This window comes from Sphingobacterium corticibacterium (assembly GCF_004208525.1).
In the GTDB taxonomy this organism is placed as follows: domain Bacteria; phylum Bacteroidota; class Bacteroidia; order Sphingobacteriales; family Sphingobacteriaceae; genus Sphingobacterium; species Sphingobacterium corticibacterium.
Genome location: NZ_SGIT01000001.1, coordinates 195,208 through 209,859, shown reverse-complemented (window position 1 = coordinate 209,859; position 14,652 = coordinate 195,208). Strand labels below are relative to the sequence as shown.

Sequence of the window (14,652 nt, the reverse complement as noted above, 5' to 3'; positions counted from 1 at the left end):
CAATGAGATACTACATATATATTACCTCAATTCTGCTAATTCTAACAGCGGGTTGTACAAAAGATTTTCTAGAACGTGCTCCCAGTGATTTTATTGATGAAAATGAAGTTTTTACCAATATTGATAATGCGGAAGCATTTTTGAATAATGCATATTCCTATTTGCCTGACTTACTAAACAAAGGAGGTACTGGAGGTGATTTTAACCTGGGCTCAGGTACCGGTGAAGGAGTAAACATGTGGAACGAACACACTAAGTTGTCGATTGATTTCAACAATGGCAATTGGAATCCGCTCTCTTTCCCTCTGGACAATCGATGGAGCCAGTACTATAACGCTATTCGTAGGATAAACATTTTTATTAAAAACCATGAATTAATTCCTGAAGAAGCTGGAAATCAAAATAATACTTTCAGAAAACAAAGGTTGCTTGGTGAGGCATACGGACTTCGCGCATTCTATTACTTTCAGTTGATCAAGATGTGGGGGCCGGTACCTCTTATTGACCGCCCATTAGATCCTAACGTACCAGAAGACTACTTGATATCGAGAACGCCCATAGAAAATGTTGTAGACTTTATTCGATCAGATATAGATCGTGCTATTTCAATCCTGCCACCTAGAATTAGTGGTGCAGATTATGGCCGTTTTTCCGGGTTAACTGCAAGAGCTCTATTATCAAGAGTTTTGCTATACTATGCAAGCCCACTTTTCAACCCAGAAAATATCAAATCACGTTGGGAAGAAGCCGCAGCTGCAAGTCTGGAAGCTATATCTCTATGTGAATCAAATGGTCATACACTTTCGTTAGTGAGTCAAAACGGAAAGAAAAATTATGAACGGATCTTCATAGAATTAAATAACCCTGAGGTCATCTGGTCTCGTGCATCAGATTCTTACTGGTGGGATTTCTGGTCCGAATCCTTAGGATATGGTGGATGGTACGGAGAAGCTCCGATTCAAGAAATGGTTGATTCGTACGAAATGGTCGCAACGGGTCAGTTACCGGTATTAAGCTACAATGCTGACGGCACGCAACGTGTTAATCCCACCTCAACTTATGATTCAAATAACCCATTTGTTGGACGAGATCCTCGTTTTTATCAATCTATATTGTATCATGGTGCACAATGGAAAGGTCGGGTGGTAAACGTAAAACCAGGTGGATTGGACTATTACACCGATCGTCCTCGTATAAATTATTTTTGGCGAAAGGGAATGCTTGAAGAACGAAATCTCGTTACTAACACGGGCTTATCCAGCAGAAGGTTTGTACTGTTTAGATTGGCAGAATTATATCTGAATTATGCGGAGGCGAAAAACGAAATATTGAGTAGTCCGGATCAGTCTAGTTACGACGCAGTGAACACCATCCGACAGCGCGCTGGCCTACTAAATCTTCCGGCAAACTTATCTCAATCTGAATTTCGGCAACGATTATATCGCGAACGTAAAGTCGAATTCGTATTGGAAGGGCAGTATTTCTGGGATGTTAGAAGATGGAAAATTGCTCATGTAGTCGATCAGGGCCCCGTCCGTAAAATATCAGTGAGTGCAGATGGAAAGTATACTTATCCGATTTGGAACGTGCGTGTATTTAACCAAAATAAACATTACTTTTTTCCGATACCGCAACTTGAGATCGACAAGAATCCCGCACTGGAACAAAACCCTGGGTGGTAGATAATGAATTAATTAAAGTATTACAAAAAACAAAAAAAATGAAAAATTATCTAATTCTAACGATCATATTTTTGTCGCTGCTTTCTTGTAAGAAAGATGTAGATCTAGGAGATCGAAAAATGGTTTACATGCCACAATCTATAAAGGGATTAAACCCCTATGACATATCGTTAAACAAAGGCCAAATGAGACTTATTTTTGGTGCCGCTGTAGGTGGAACTGAGGCTTTGGATCAAACCGCTCAAGTATCGTTTAAAATAGACAGCGATCTAGTGTCTGCTTATAATAAGAAAAATTATACGGAATACAAAATGCTACCAGCTACTGCTTTTACAATACCAAATGACAAGATAACTATTGAAAAAGGAAAAGTGAATTCCGCTGCTTTGGACCTCCTGATAAAAAGTTCTGATGATATTAAATTAGGCGAAGAGTATTTACTCCCGATTAGTATTGACGAAGTCTCTAATGACTTTGTCATTAATCAAGAGTTGCGAACTTCCTATTTTCATTTCCAGGTAGTGCGTGATCTGATTAGCCGTGATTCTTGGAAAATTATCGATTCGTCTAGCGAAGAACCTGGGGAGAATAATTGGGGAAATAGTGGTGGTGGCCTTGGCAAACATGCTATTGACAATTTAAACACTACCTATTGGCATACCAAATGGGACGGTGGTCAGCCGGCACCCCCACACTATCTCGTAATTGATTTTAATGAAAATAATTTGGTGCACGGTTTCTTATTTCTAAACAGAAACAATAGGATATTAAATGGTGGCAATCCAAAAAATATATCCTTATTGTCAAGTCTAGATAATAAGACATGGAAGATGGAAAAGCAATTGGTATTAGAAAACACAGATGAGGAACAACAGATAATATTTGCTGAGGCGATTACTTTACGATATGTAAAAATTATTGTAGAAACGACTTTTGATGATGGGATAAACCACAGACCTAATCCATCCACACACATAGCGGAAATCAATGCATTTTAAGAAAGTTTAATCTAGCCCTGAGAAATCCACTTTTTAATCAAACTTTTCAATAAAAAAATTGAAAAGGAGTTCTTAAAATTAATTATACTAATATGATTACGATAAAAAATATTTTCTGTTTATACTTCTTGTTGACAACTACGCTATCGGCTTGTGCGAAATCGCCGGATAGCTTCAAAAAAACAGAGAGTGAACCAGAATTAAAAATTTTAGAACCTAAACCCAATAAAACCAGCTTAATTAAAAATCCGCTAATGGGATGGGGTATATATAGTGACGCTTATAATCCTAATCCAAGTTTTTGGAAGGAATTCGATGCTTTACAAATAAAGAAATATGCAACCCATCTTTATATAAGGTGGCCTTGGAGTGCATTTGAACCAAGCAAAGGTCAGTATGCATGGGACAATGATCCTTTTCTAATCGAATTAATAAACGGGGCTAAAGAAAGGGGGCTCAAACTTGCTTTTCGTGTTTATGTAGACAGCAGAGACTACAATAGTTGTTCTACTCCTTCATACGTAATCGATGCCGGTGCAAAGGGTATTATTGGAAATACCAACCAGTGGTCTCCCTATCCAGACGATAATATATTTCAATCAAATTATGCTGAATTTGTCAAGGCTTTTGCCAAAAGATTTGACAATGCAGACTCGGTAGACTTTGTAGATGGATTTGGACTTGGCTTATGGGGGGAAGGGCATTCTATGATTCTACAAGACGACGAAAATTATGATCAAATGTATAAGTGGATCGTCAACTTGTATAGTGAAACCTTCAAAAATGTACTTGTTGCAATCAATTACCATGCTGAAATCAAAAAAGATAGATTAGATTGGGCATACAACGACAAGGACTATATTCTGAGACATGACGCTTTTGGAATGGGCTATTATTATTTGAATTTCGAACGGGATATGGTTAAATCACATTTCCCTAAACGACCTGTCATAGCTGAAAGTGGTTGGTGGCATAATGGTACAAATCATTGGCAACATGATGACCCAGCTAATTATAAAACATGGCGGGATGTATGGGCGCAAACACTGAAGGATGCACTCGAGGGAAGGGCCAATATCTTAGACTTAAGAAATATTTCAGAAGCTACTTCATGGATCCAGACCGCACCGGATTTAGTTCAAAAATTTATAGAGGAAGGCGGATATCGACTATACCCTTCGAAAATAACATTACCGAAAGAAATCAAATCAGACACTAGCTTCGAAATACAACACGAGTGGCAGAATTTAGGTGTTGGTGTATGTCCTAATAACTTAAAACAATGGAACTATAAGTATCAAATTGCATTCGCATTCTTGAATCCAAATACTGGTGATATTGCAAAACTAATTATAGATGAACATGCTGATCCAGCTGATTGGTTAAAAGGTGTAGCAAAAAATTACACTTTAAAGGTAAAAGAAAACAATATTCCACCTGGTCAATACAAGTTGGCACTGGGTATTATTGATCGCACCAAAGGGAATATTCCAGCCCTCAACTTAGCATTAGCAGGAAGCCCCAATAAAAATGGGTGGTGGGAAATGGCCGATGTTTCTGTTAAATAAATAACTTTTTAAACATTTTTAAAAAAACTTTTTTGTAAAGGCTGTCTCAAATTCACAGAGGCGGCTTTTTTTGGAATTGCTAATTAAAATAGGAAACTTTTTTATGCTGCTAACCTTTCTTTTTTCAGTAGCATTTCTACGATCTGCAGGTAAGCCGTTGAATATGCGCAGAGTCATTACGAAATGCTTTCTTTCGATTCCACGTAAGTCAGAGTGAATTCGGCGTATGGCTTGAACCGTGGAATGCCATCAGACAAATTGGTAACTAGATCGACGTTCTGATCTGCGAAACATCGCTATTTACTGCGTATTCAAATAGCAGGATATTTACGCTGTTTTCCCTTTTAATGAAGCATATATTGCCATAGCGTGTCCGTGCCCCAACTCAAACTCTTCCTTTAACCAGTTCGTAATTTGCGTTGCCTTTGCAGTCAATTCTCCATTTACCAAAAAGCCTTTTTCTTCTGCCATTTTTTTAAAGTCGTCAGGTGATTTTCCAGTTTTCTTTTGAATATTGTCGATGTAAGCTTGAAAGGACATAGTTGAATTTAATTATTGGATTTTTTTTAAAATTACGTTTTCGAAATTTAACATACAAACAATCTGATGTTTTTATCGCGAAAGTCCCTACCAAGAAATCTATTTGTGGACTTGATTGGGAATAGCCTATCAAGGAACAGGATTGAATCGAGCTTGTAAAGCTATATTTTTATAAAATCTTAAGGAAAGAAATTGCGAATTTTTTATGAAATTTTCTAAAAGTGACAGAATATCACTAGGTTTGTATAATTACTATTAAAAAATTATAATATGTTATTGACATCATTTTTTGGTTTTTATAGACCTTGGGCTACCGCATAAAAATTGGTAGCTATTCATTACTAGATATTACAAATTATTGCCTCCTCGGCGATATGATTTTGGGTAGATAATATTATCCCTATAATTTCTTGGAATTGAACACTACCGTCATCGCGTCTTCCGCGATGTGATTTTTAGTATTCATTCATAAGAAATTTTCATGAAAAAAAACAGAATCCCCATACGGTTTACTGGGCAACATTTCACTATAGATAATTTGCTGATAGCTGATGCAGTTAATCTTGTTAAAATCAAAAACGATGATACCGTTTTAGACATTGGTGCAGGAAAAGGCATTATAACAACCCATTTGTTTAAACGTTGTAATAAAGTATATGCAGTCGAGAACGATAAGTATTTAGCCAAGTATTTAAAACAAAAATTCATAGACCACGAAAGCGTTGAAATTATAAATCAAGATTTTAGAAATTTCAAAGCCCCGAAAGTAAACTTTAAAGTGGTTGCCAATATTCCGTACTTTCTCACATCAAATATATTAAAATACTTAATGTATGATAATATGGAGTACTTTGATAGCGCTAGCCTCATTATGCAGTTTGAACCTGCATCCAAATTAACAGTAAATTGTACTTCAGATCCCTTTAAATTATTTTACCGTACATTTTACGACTTCCAGATAATATATGAAATATCTCCTAGTAGCTTCACCCCTCCTCCAAAGGTCAGGTCAGCTCTTTTAGGAATTATCAGGAAGAAAAATTGTCACATTGGGGTAGAAATGAAGGAAAGGTACCTAAGATATCTTTGTTTTCTGATTAGAAATCCTAGTTCAAATGCACTTACTGTACTAAAAACTATATTTAGGAAGAGTCAAGCCAGACAAGTAATTGAAAAACTTGGCATAAAGGGAGACATCAAAATATCTGAACTATCGGCGAAAGAAATCGCTACCTGCTTTCAGCAAATGATATTGAAAGTTCCCGACAGATTTCACCCTTGATATTGTAATTTATTTCGATAAAAAAATTAATGAATTTAAAATAAAACATAATGAAAAAAAGAATAGATATTCAACAGCTTGAGCCGAATGCATTCAAAGCAATGTTTTCGTTAGAGACTTACCTACAAAACACAAAAATACCAAAAACACATTTGGGCCTAATTAAAATTCGTGCCTCACAAATCAATGGTTGTGCATTTTGCATTGATATGCATGCCTCTGATGCACTAAAAAACGGTGAATCTTCTCAGCGGATTTTTCTCCTCAATGCTTGGCAGGAAACCGAACTATTTACAGAAGAAGAAAAGACAGTTTTAGCGATAACGGAAGAAATAAAGTTAATCAATAAAAGTGGGTTAAGTGACTTTACTTATCATAAAGCTGAAGAACTATTTGACGACCATCTTATCGCACAGATCATTATGGCGGTTGTTACCATCAATGCATGGAACAGAATCGTGATAAGTACAAAGAAAACCGTGCGGGGAACTAAATAAAAAAACAAGAAACTTAAAAATTATACTGATGACAGAAATAATACTATGGGCCATTGGCTCAATTGTGATCTCACTGATAGGTCTACTCCATGTGAGAGGAATATTTTTTACGACAGAATTGTATCCGAAAACCCGAGAGTTGATGGATACAATGAAAAATTCCGAACTGGAAGTTGATCAAAATTCAAATTTATGGAATGCGTGGATTGGATTTAATGCCGGGTTCGGTGTAGGTCTCCTCTTTATGGGAATAATAGGTGCATATATGGCATTCCAACACGTTGAACTCCTAAAAACCGGACAAGTGCTATTAGTGTCCACGGTTTTTTGCAGCGGAGTCTTTGCTTGGATAGCATACCGTTTTTTGATCAAGGCCGCTTTCTACGCACTTTGTGTGCCGTTTTTGTGCTATCTGGTTGCTTATATCCTTATTATAATAAACGCATAACATATCATATCAGTAAGGATAATAAAGATATTTATCTCATGACCCTATTATATAAAAAACTATGGATTTACAGGAAAAATATCTGCCAGTTTTTGATGTTTCAAAGTCGGAACAGATTATTATAAATAGCCCTGCGGACAGAGTATTCCCATTAATCAAAGATCTTGACTTTAGAAATTCAGAGATTGTTTACTGGCTTTTTAGATTACGTGGTATTCCCGTACCGAAAAGTTTAACAATGATCGGTCTGGAAAAAATTGGGTTCAAGAAATTGGAGGTTCAGGAAAACAGGGAAATAGTGCTAGGCCTTGTCGGAAAATTTTGGACGATATCCGGAAATCTAAAAAAGATAGGTTCGGGAGAATTTAGAGATTTCGAAGACAAAGAATTTGCAAAAGCGATATGGAGTTTCAAAATTTCAGAAATCGAGCCATCAAAAACAAAAGTAATAACGGAAACACGCATTTTATGTTTAAATGCCGTCATTAAAAGAAGATTTAGAAATTATTGGACTATAATTAGCCCCTTCAGTGCACTGATAAGGCGGGAAATTCTAAAATGTATAAAACAACAAGCGGAAAACCACAGCAGTGATTGATAAAAAGATTGCTTAAAAAAATACAGAAAATGAAAAATAAGATTTTAATTACAGGAGCAGATAGCATGTTAGGTCAGCAATCTCTGACGGTACATCCCATTTTCTCAGCCTGCATGCGTATAAAACTGGACAAGCCGATCTCTCCACGACGTACGGCCTGAAAGTCATCTACAAAGAATACAGAAACACGGGCAGCTCTGATCAGCTCATGGTGTGCTTCAAAAACGGCTTGATGGCTAAATTCACGAATTTTGCGGGAGTATTGTGGGAGAAAATGTAAATGCTTGCCCACTGACCCGCCTAAATGACTTTGACATCTTCCCATTGTTTTATAAAAGATTTTTGGTAGTTTTATGAAGTTCAGTTATTTGTAAAATAACTAAAGCAACTGACTAATTTATGTCTATAACAGCTCCAAAACCCTGCACTGAGAAATGGGATAACATGTCTCCTTCTGAACGAGGAGGGCATTGTTCTGTCTGTCAAACGGAAGTGGTCGATTTTACCGATTGGAAAACAGACCCCCAATGTGCGGAAACGATTTATTCAATCTTTAAGAAAGATATAAACTAATATAAAACTCTTTGGACATGCCTATTAACGAACAAAAACCATCTTCACATAATTGACAATTATGAATTATTTAGGAAACATATTTTTAAAAGCTAATAGTAGCCATATCCATTTAGCAATAACAACCCTCTTCTTATTACTATATGGATTTTTCCCAATAAAGGCACAAGAAAAAGCAACCCTGTTAGGCGATTGGATAAAAGTAGGTGTGACCTATTTAGACGGTACGGAAGTAGAAGAATCGCACCCGCTGAAATATACATTTTTAAAATACAGCTTCAAACCAAAGAACAAGGCTGCCATAATTACGGACTATACGCATGCAGGAAACTTCAATTCTTATGAGGATAGAAACGGGACAATAGAGATTTCTACCAATTTTAACGCCAAAATAACATTGGGAATTATCCGTCTTAATTCGGATAGCTTAATTGTGGTCCAACCGGGAACTTTAGGAGCAACAGATCCAAGTTCGCTATTAATAACATTAATTAGATACGAACATTTACAAAAAACATCGGAATGGAATGGAAAGGATTTGGTAGGTATTTCTAAAACTGACACGGTTTACAAAGCCAGTCGAAAGATCCATCCTACTTTTTCGAATCCCTATGGTCTACGCCATGCTTTGCAGACGGCGATGCCATCTTATAGCAAGTATATGATGGGCTTTTCCCAGGATTATGGACGGCTGTTTTTGGCAACTTTTGTTGTTCGTAAATCTGGCTCCGTAGATAACATAAAAATCTTGCAAGGTATGGATGATAAATTTAACAAGGAATTTATTAAAACCTGTAGTAAAATGGCAAAGAATTGGAAGCCGGCTTATTACAATGGAGAGCCCGTTGACGCTCAAGTCACCCTGGAAATAGATTTCAATTTTATGGATCAATTTTTAACAGATGAACGATATACTAGATACGCTGCGAAGCGGATTGAGGAAGGTGATATTTATGGCGCTATAACGTACTTTGACAGGATGATCGCCAAAAACCCTAAAAATGAAAAAGCTTTGATAAATCGTGGTTACTGTTATCTCTTGTTGAATGATCAAGAGTCTGCCTGCGAGGATTTCAGAATACTGCGAAATCTCGGATTCGACTCTGGAAAGTCATTATTAGAAAAACACTGCAAATAATATTAAATGGAATAAGGAATGTTTGGAAACAAAACTAAAAAACCATTATACCGAAAGGTCAACACCAAAGCAAGAGGTATTCGTCACAACTTTGGCGGTGACTTTAAATATTCGAAGAATAAAAAAGGTGAAACTCCGGAACAGATTAGGGGTACAATGTTTGGCAAAAAAGATCGCGGCCTCGACTATACTCCGCTATTTAGATTTTTGTTGTCAAAAGTTGGTTCCAATTGGAATGATGTTTTTAGCGAAGCCAAGTCTAGACTAGATAAAACGGAACCTATATTTTGGATAGTGGCTTTAAATCCAGATGAAAGACAAGATTATGTGAGAGTTGGTGAATCTTCCTATTTTTCTGGAATGTACATAGATGATATTGGAAATTTGCAACTGTCGAATCCAGATTTAAAAGCAAATGATTTAACGCCTTATTGTAGTTGCTGCACCCATACGCTGAACGGAGTAGCTTTCTAATGGGAAACCGCCAAAATTGATTACAACATGAAACGATATCAATATAAAAGCTTGACAATTGAAATACTTGACGAGCCAGATTACCGACCCTGCGACATGTTTTCAGATATTTAAATTACAAGATGATTAATTAAGGGGTCCACCAAACTAAGACCTGTGTAACCTTTTTTGCATATAGGCTTTAATTACCCCCGTTGACCAAAGCGCCAACAGAATTAAGACCGGCTGAAAGAACAACCGCATAAATCTTTTTTGGTCGGTATCGAGACCAAAAGCATCAATTTGATTGGTGTACTGTGAGATGTTGCCAGGAAAGACGAGCACATAGAATATGGCTAATATGATGCCTATTTTAACTTTATACCTACTTAGGAATATCATTGCCAATCCAAGAGCAATTTCAACAATTCCAGAGGACACAACCACAAAATCCATAAAAGCCGGTGTGCTTGGCAACCACCTAGGTACCTGAGCCAAAAACTCTTCCCGCATAAAGGATAAGTGGCTTATACCCGCAAATAACATGAAGCCGCCCAAAAAGATCCTGCATAGATTTTGTAGTGTAGATGTTTTTACCGTGTCCATAATAGTGCTTTCAATTTAGAACTTCTTCATCGACCGAAAAGTTTTATCAATTTGTCGTCGTCCGCCAAAAGATATGCTAAACTTCTATTTCGTATTAGCGAGGAAGAATGGTTTCGTCTTCGCCAACTTAGCAACGATAAATCAGTGTAGAAACAACGGGTACCGCAATATCTTATCGCATCCTTTCTAGGTTTTACGCCCGAATATTTAAGTGACACATAGCCAAAGAAAAAGTCGACACAGAAGTTGATATCCAGCTATAGCTTTTTCGCCAATTCCCACTGTTTGACAATAGTTTCTTTCGCTAAAGGAAGTTCCGTTTCCAAATCCGTAAACTGACATTCCAATGCGACCATTCCTTTGTAACCAATTTGCTGAAACGCACGGAAATAAGGCACAAAGTCATCTCCTTTGACCCCTGGAGCGGAACGTGTTTCTTTCTCACCTATATCACAATGATAAATATATTTTCCTCCATCGATAATATGGTCAGCTGGCGCATTTTCACGCATCATATGGTAGATATCTACCGTTACACGGAAATTCGGATGATCTACTTCTTTGGCAATCAACATGGCCTCTTGCAAAGTATTGATGAAATTGCATTCTTCTTTATTTTGGCTTTCTAGCGAGAGTACGATATTATATTGCGCAGCAAGAACGGCCAGTTTTCTGGAAATGTCTACAAACTGCTTGTGTGCGACATTTTTATCAAACCCATCGGGGGCCATGCGGGATGCACCACTGACCCGCCTAAATGACTTTGACAGCTCCATTGTTTTATAAAAGATTTTTGGTAGTTTTATGAAGTTTAGTTATTTTACAAATAACTAAAGCAACTGACTAATTTATGTCTATAACAACTCCAAAAACCTGCATTGAGAAATGGGATAACATCTCTCCTTCTGAACGAGGACGAAATTGTTCTGTGTGTCAAACGGAAGTGATCGATTTTACGGACTGGAAAACAGACGATATCATAGGATAATCATGAAAAAGCTTATTCTCCTTCTAATCGTGTTTACTTCGACACATTCATTTGCCCAAAGAGCGAAAAATGTGTTCTCAAAGAAATCCACGCCTGCTACAATCAATAAAAGTAGAGACACTTCCTTACGAGTGATCATAGTTGACAAAGAGAAACAGATACAGCTGCCCGCCTACTTTATTAATGATAGATTTATACAAAATCTTAGTTCTATCAACGCTGAACAAATAGAAAGCATGAATGTAGTCAAAAGAGATACCGTAATCGGAACGCAAACATATGCGGGTCAAATCCATATAAAGACTAAAGCAGAATATACTCCAAAATTTATTTCGTTAGCAGAACTGAAAAATAAATATACAAGCTTTAAAGAAATACCTGTAGTATTCATGCTGGACGCAGATGTGATCAATTCTGATCAAGAAAGTTATTTTGTAGATGAAAATAACCTGTTAACGATAATCGTAGACAAACTGAAAACCAATAAAGACAAAGTCGAGATAGGATTAATAAAATTATTGACAAAATCCAAAGAGAATATTGATAAAAGAAATACCATTATGATCCGTGGTGAAGGAATAGTGACGAAATAAAAATTTAAAAAAATGGCAAAATACGATAAGGCTTAAAAAACACGATACAGAAATATGAATAAATTTCTAATACTAACTTTTACCTGTTTATTGTACATAGCATGTTCATCGGTGCAAGACTGTAAAGAAGGTATTAACCTCCTTCCCATGTATGGCAAATTAACTAAATGCGCAGCGCAAATTAAAATCGACAACGATTTCTTCGCTTCTGTAGATTCAAAATTTTCAGATAGAAAAACTGCCGCAGTGTCTTACATTGATATGGCTTGGGAATATTTCTATAAAAATGACTTGGAAAGTTCTATGAAAAGATTTAATCAGGCTTGGCTCTTGGATAGTACAAATGCCGATGTTTATTGGGGTTTCGGCAATCTACTGGGAAGACAAAATAAACTGGAAGAATCGATCTATTTCTTTGAGAAATCATTAAAAATCAACTCCGCCAATCCAAGGGTTTATGAATCGCAAGCGACGAGCTACGGACAATTATTTAGCATGGATCAAGATTTAAACACGCTTAATAAAGCTATTGAAAGCTTAAGAAAAGCCAATACTTTAGACAAGAATAATCCGAGGATTTTGGCACAGTTGACGGCTGCGTATTCCTACTTCTATCAAAAAGATAGTGCTAATAAATATTTAAATCTAACCGATAAATTTGATCCAAAAGCTGTCCATCCTCAAGTTAGGGAACTGCTGGAACAAAAAAATAAGCGATAATAATAAGAGGTGGATTTATCTTAATTGCTTCTGCCATTTGTGGAATATTGATAAAAATGAAACAAGTAGAACCTATCGTTGTACTGATGACCTAACTGTAATTGACCAAAGCTTGAACTGGACCTTATTATTTTTTCATGAGGATGAAATCTATTTTGGAACTAACTAACTTTTTTCTTTCATTACGGTTGGCTTCTGTCATCTTCATCTTTTTTATTGTTCTAAAATTTCAAACAACAACGTACATCCCTCTACACAAACAAGGTCATCTCCTTCCTGCTCATCCAATGGCACGAGATATAGCTTTCTTGCTTTTTTGTTGAAGTTATAACGGTAGCGATAGCTATCATTCATCTTGAAAATAGCGAATGCAGGTCGTTCCTCGTCTTCCATTTTGAGCGTTAATATTCTTTCCGCTGGATTAGTATAGAATGTACCTGCGTTTTTTCCATCGACGGAAAAGTGACTATGGTGAAAAGACAGCGTATCATTGTTTTCAATATCCTTATATACACGTTCCATCGGATGAAATTCCTGTTTCAATATCCATTGATATTCCGTGAAAGGCTTTGCTTCATTTACCGCTGAATTCTGAACTATTTCATCTTCTATCTGTGCCAGTAAAGGCCATACGTCTGATGAAAGATATTTGTCACCGGGATACCACCAGTACACTTTCTCAGGCTTCATCTTTCGGTGGATGAATGTTTGTTCGGGTATAGATTTTTCAAAATATACAAACTGATATAGACGGCCGTCATTATCCCGAATGGTCATTTCATAATAATTATCTTCTTGAAAATCTTTCAACACAAAGGAATTCTTTCTTGAGGGCCCGAGGAACACATCCAGCGATGTGAAATTGTACGAAGGATTATCGCTATCCAGATTACGGAATGTTTGCGGCGAGCCGTTTTCTAACACAAAAGCTCTTATCTTTTTAAAAATGGAAGGCGTAAAAATAGAAGACGCAAGGGTAAAATCTTCTTCTTTCATTACTTTTGCTACATCACTGATAATCGTGTGCAGCCCATTTAGCGTACCTTCGAAATATTTACCATCTTTGAATTTTGGGATAAACTGTTCATCGATGATTTTTTTGGTTGCTGCATTACTCAAAACCTGTTCAATCCCATATCCGTTTTCTATACGCATTTGACGCAGTTTTTTAGAGATGGCAATCACTATACCATTGTTTTTTCCATATTCGCCTAATGCATAAGAAGTAAGATTATTGAATACGTAGCTGTCAAAATTTTCTTTATTGGTATGGCGGTCGTCAAGGGTTACAATAGCGATCTCTGCAATTCCTTTGTCCCAGCAACGCGTGACAATACTGTCTAATTGCTGTATTTCTATTGAGGTGAAAATATTTTCATTATCAATAATCCGATTTTTCTTTATCACAAATTTTTGCTGTGCAGGAATTCCCTGCGCCAACAGCGTGGATGAAAAAAAGCAACCAAAAAATGCCACTAACCATAAAAAGCCAAGATAGCTTATAATTGATTGAACTTTCGGTGTCATAATCTTATAATTTTATTTAAAACAAAAGAAAGAAGAAATGGGCAAATGTTTATCCTATTCAGCCTCACAAACCATCTACATCATTTTTAATTATATATACAAAATACCTACAAGTGTTTTAGTACTTACTTATTTGTATAAGTTAAGAAACTCCAACCAAGCTATCCTAACGGCTATTTATAAGTTGTGTAATCAGTTTGACCATCAATTCTTTTTCCTGAGGGTCACTCTGAGCTACGAATAAGGCCAACGTCACCAAAGCATTGTCATTGATCTTTATTTCACCATCCCGTTTAAATCGATGTTCTGAGTCGCCCACTGACGGAAAGCGGTACCTTATTTGGATTTTACTCGGTAGCCTACAGAGCAAATATACCATTCTTTTATACTAAAAAAATAGCACAAAGTTCGTAAAAATCTAACCAATTTTACTGCCCCCTA

Annotated in this window: 17 protein-coding genes; 11 read left to right on the top strand and 6 right to left on the bottom strand. The window is 36.5% G+C overall.

Annotation, left to right across the window (positions count from 1 at the left end):
• Window positions 1-2 precede the first annotated feature (2 nt).
• From EWE74_RS00920 to EWE74_RS00910, 3 genes are all read left to right on the top strand, one after another.
• Complete coding sequence (locus tag EWE74_RS00920; protein ID WP_130139667.1) at window positions 3-1,682, top strand: RagB/SusD family nutrient uptake outer membrane protein; 1,680 nt, start codon at window positions 3-5, stop codon at window positions 1,680-1,682.
• 38 nt (window positions 1,683-1,720) lie between these two features.
• On the top strand, window positions 1,721-2,680 hold the full coding sequence (locus EWE74_RS00915; protein WP_130139666.1) for a BT_3987 domain-containing protein: 960 nt from the start codon (window positions 1,721-1,723) through the stop codon (window positions 2,678-2,680).
• A 92-nt stretch (window positions 2,681-2,772) separates the two neighbouring features.
• Window positions 2,773-4,248 carry a hypothetical protein gene (locus EWE74_RS00910; RefSeq protein WP_130139665.1) on the top strand — a complete coding sequence of 492 codons (1,476 nt, stop codon included), beginning with the start codon at window positions 2,773-2,775 and terminating at the stop codon, window positions 4,246-4,248.
• A 327-nt stretch (window positions 4,249-4,575) separates the two neighbouring features.
• Here EWE74_RS00910 and EWE74_RS00905 read toward each other — a convergent pair whose 3' ends face one another.
• On the bottom strand, window positions 4,576-4,788 hold the full coding sequence (locus EWE74_RS00905) for a DUF4287 domain-containing protein (protein WP_130139664.1): 213 nt from the start codon (window positions 4,786-4,788) through the stop codon (window positions 4,576-4,578).
• A gap of 481 nt (window positions 4,789-5,269) precedes the next feature.
• Here EWE74_RS00905 and erm point away from each other — a divergent pair, with 481 nt between their 5' ends.
• From erm to EWE74_RS00885, 4 genes are all read left to right on the top strand, one after another.
• A complete protein-coding gene (erm, locus tag EWE74_RS00900) occupies window positions 5,270-6,070 on the top strand; it encodes a 23S ribosomal RNA methyltransferase Erm (protein WP_130139663.1) in 801 nt (266 codons plus the stop codon).
• 50 nt (window positions 6,071-6,120) lie between these two features.
• The gene (locus EWE74_RS00895) at window positions 6,121-6,567 is read left to right on the top strand and encodes a carboxymuconolactone decarboxylase family protein (RefSeq protein ID WP_130139662.1); all 447 of its coding nucleotides are present in this window, start codon (window positions 6,121-6,123) and stop codon (window positions 6,565-6,567) included.
• A gap of 28 nt (window positions 6,568-6,595) precedes the next feature.
• Window positions 6,596-7,015: an LIC_13387 family protein gene (locus EWE74_RS00890; RefSeq protein ID WP_130139661.1), complete on the top strand. Its 420-nt coding sequence runs from the start codon at window positions 6,596-6,598 to the stop codon at window positions 7,013-7,015.
• A 61-nt stretch (window positions 7,016-7,076) separates the two neighbouring features.
• The gene (locus EWE74_RS00885; RefSeq protein WP_130139660.1) at window positions 7,077-7,613 is read left to right on the top strand and encodes a hypothetical protein; all 537 of its coding nucleotides are present in this window, start codon (window positions 7,077-7,079) and stop codon (window positions 7,611-7,613) included.
• 73 nt (window positions 7,614-7,686) lie between these two features.
• On the opposite strand, the gene EWE74_RS00880 is transcribed toward EWE74_RS00885, so the two are convergent.
• Window positions 7,687-7,938 carry a DNA/RNA helicase domain-containing protein gene (locus EWE74_RS00880; protein WP_130139659.1) on the bottom strand — a complete coding sequence of 84 codons (252 nt, stop codon included), beginning with the start codon at window positions 7,936-7,938 and terminating at the stop codon, window positions 7,687-7,689.
• 309 nt (window positions 7,939-8,247) lie between these two features.
• Between EWE74_RS00880 and EWE74_RS00875 the strand changes: the two genes are divergently transcribed.
• Complete coding sequence (locus EWE74_RS00875) at window positions 8,248-9,324, top strand: energy transducer TonB (RefSeq protein WP_130139658.1); 1,077 nt, start codon at window positions 8,248-8,250, stop codon at window positions 9,322-9,324.
• Window positions 9,325-9,342: 18 nt separating this feature from the next.
• Window positions 9,343-9,798: a hypothetical protein gene (locus tag EWE74_RS00870; RefSeq protein ID WP_130139657.1), complete on the top strand. Its 456-nt coding sequence runs from the start codon at window positions 9,343-9,345 to the stop codon at window positions 9,796-9,798.
• Window positions 9,799-9,945: 147 nt separating this feature from the next.
• On the opposite strand, the gene EWE74_RS00865 is transcribed toward EWE74_RS00870, so the two are convergent.
• Both EWE74_RS00865 and EWE74_RS00860 read right to left on the bottom strand, forming a co-directional pair.
• Window positions 9,946-10,383 (bottom strand): DoxX family protein, encoded by a 438-nt coding sequence (locus EWE74_RS00865; protein ID WP_130139656.1) that lies wholly within the window; start codon window positions 10,381-10,383, stop codon window positions 9,946-9,948.
• 257 nt (window positions 10,384-10,640) lie between these two features.
• Complete coding sequence (locus EWE74_RS00860) at window positions 10,641-11,159, bottom strand: sugar phosphate isomerase/epimerase family protein (protein ID WP_130139655.1); 519 nt, start codon at window positions 11,157-11,159, stop codon at window positions 10,641-10,643.
• 214 nt (window positions 11,160-11,373) lie between these two features.
• On the opposite strand from EWE74_RS00860, the gene EWE74_RS00855 reads away from it, so the two are divergent.
• Both EWE74_RS00855 and EWE74_RS00850 read left to right on the top strand, forming a co-directional pair.
• On the top strand, window positions 11,374-11,964 hold the full coding sequence (locus EWE74_RS00855; RefSeq protein WP_130139654.1) for a hypothetical protein: 591 nt from the start codon (window positions 11,374-11,376) through the stop codon (window positions 11,962-11,964).
• Window positions 11,965-12,111: 147 nt separating this feature from the next.
• Window positions 12,112-12,684 (top strand): tetratricopeptide repeat protein, encoded by a 573-nt coding sequence (locus EWE74_RS00850; RefSeq protein WP_206365103.1) that lies wholly within the window; start codon window positions 12,112-12,114, stop codon window positions 12,682-12,684.
• A gap of 213 nt (window positions 12,685-12,897) precedes the next feature.
• Here the strand turns inward: EWE74_RS00850 and EWE74_RS00845 are convergent, their stop codons facing one another.
• Complete coding sequence (locus tag EWE74_RS00845; protein WP_130139652.1) at window positions 12,898-14,211, bottom strand: TPM domain-containing protein; 1,314 nt, start codon at window positions 14,209-14,211, stop codon at window positions 12,898-12,900.
• A gap of 166 nt (window positions 14,212-14,377) precedes the next feature.
• Window positions 14,378-14,590 carry a hypothetical protein gene (locus EWE74_RS00840; RefSeq protein ID WP_130139651.1) on the bottom strand — a complete coding sequence of 71 codons (213 nt, stop codon included), beginning with the start codon at window positions 14,588-14,590 and terminating at the stop codon, window positions 14,378-14,380.
• Between the last annotated feature and the right edge of the window lie 62 nt (window positions 14,591-14,652).

Coding starts and splice junctions, on each gene's coding strand:
- EWE74_RS00920 (WP_130139667.1), top strand. CDS start 3: ATGAGATACTACATATATATTACCTCAATTCTGCTAATTCTAACAGCG.
- EWE74_RS00915 (WP_130139666.1), top strand. CDS start 1,721: ATGAAAAATTATCTAATTCTAACGATCATATTTTTGTCGCTGCTTTCT.
- EWE74_RS00910 (WP_130139665.1), top strand. CDS start 2,773: ATGATTACGATAAAAAATATTTTCTGTTTATACTTCTTGTTGACAACT.
- EWE74_RS00905 (WP_130139664.1), bottom strand. CDS start 4,788: ATGTCCTTTCAAGCTTACATCGACAATATTCAAAAGAAAACTGGAAAA.
- erm (WP_130139663.1), top strand. CDS start 5,270: ATGAAAAAAAACAGAATCCCCATACGGTTTACTGGGCAACATTTCACT.
- EWE74_RS00895 (WP_130139662.1), top strand. CDS start 6,121: ATGAAAAAAAGAATAGATATTCAACAGCTTGAGCCGAATGCATTCAAA.
- EWE74_RS00890 (WP_130139661.1), top strand. CDS start 6,596: ATGACAGAAATAATACTATGGGCCATTGGCTCAATTGTGATCTCACTG.
- EWE74_RS00885 (WP_130139660.1), top strand. CDS start 7,077: ATGGATTTACAGGAAAAATATCTGCCAGTTTTTGATGTTTCAAAGTCG.
- EWE74_RS00880 (WP_130139659.1), bottom strand. CDS start 7,938: ATGGGAAGATGTCAAAGTCATTTAGGCGGGTCAGTGGGCAAGCATTTA.
- EWE74_RS00875 (WP_130139658.1), top strand. CDS start 8,248: ATGAATTATTTAGGAAACATATTTTTAAAAGCTAATAGTAGCCATATC.
- EWE74_RS00870 (WP_130139657.1), top strand. CDS start 9,343: ATGTTTGGAAACAAAACTAAAAAACCATTATACCGAAAGGTCAACACC.
- EWE74_RS00865 (WP_130139656.1), bottom strand. CDS start 10,383: ATGGACACGGTAAAAACATCTACACTACAAAATCTATGCAGGATCTTT.
- EWE74_RS00860 (WP_130139655.1), bottom strand. CDS start 11,159: ATGGAGCTGTCAAAGTCATTTAGGCGGGTCAGTGGTGCATCCCGCATG.
- EWE74_RS00855 (WP_130139654.1), top strand. CDS start 11,374: ATGAAAAAGCTTATTCTCCTTCTAATCGTGTTTACTTCGACACATTCA.
- EWE74_RS00850 (WP_206365103.1), top strand. CDS start 12,112: ATGTATGGCAAATTAACTAAATGCGCAGCGCAAATTAAAATCGACAAC.
- EWE74_RS00845 (WP_130139652.1), bottom strand. CDS start 14,211: ATGACACCGAAAGTTCAATCAATTATAAGCTATCTTGGCTTTTTATGG.
- EWE74_RS00840 (WP_130139651.1), bottom strand. CDS start 14,590: ATGGTATATTTGCTCTGTAGGCTACCGAGTAAAATCCAAATAAGGTAC.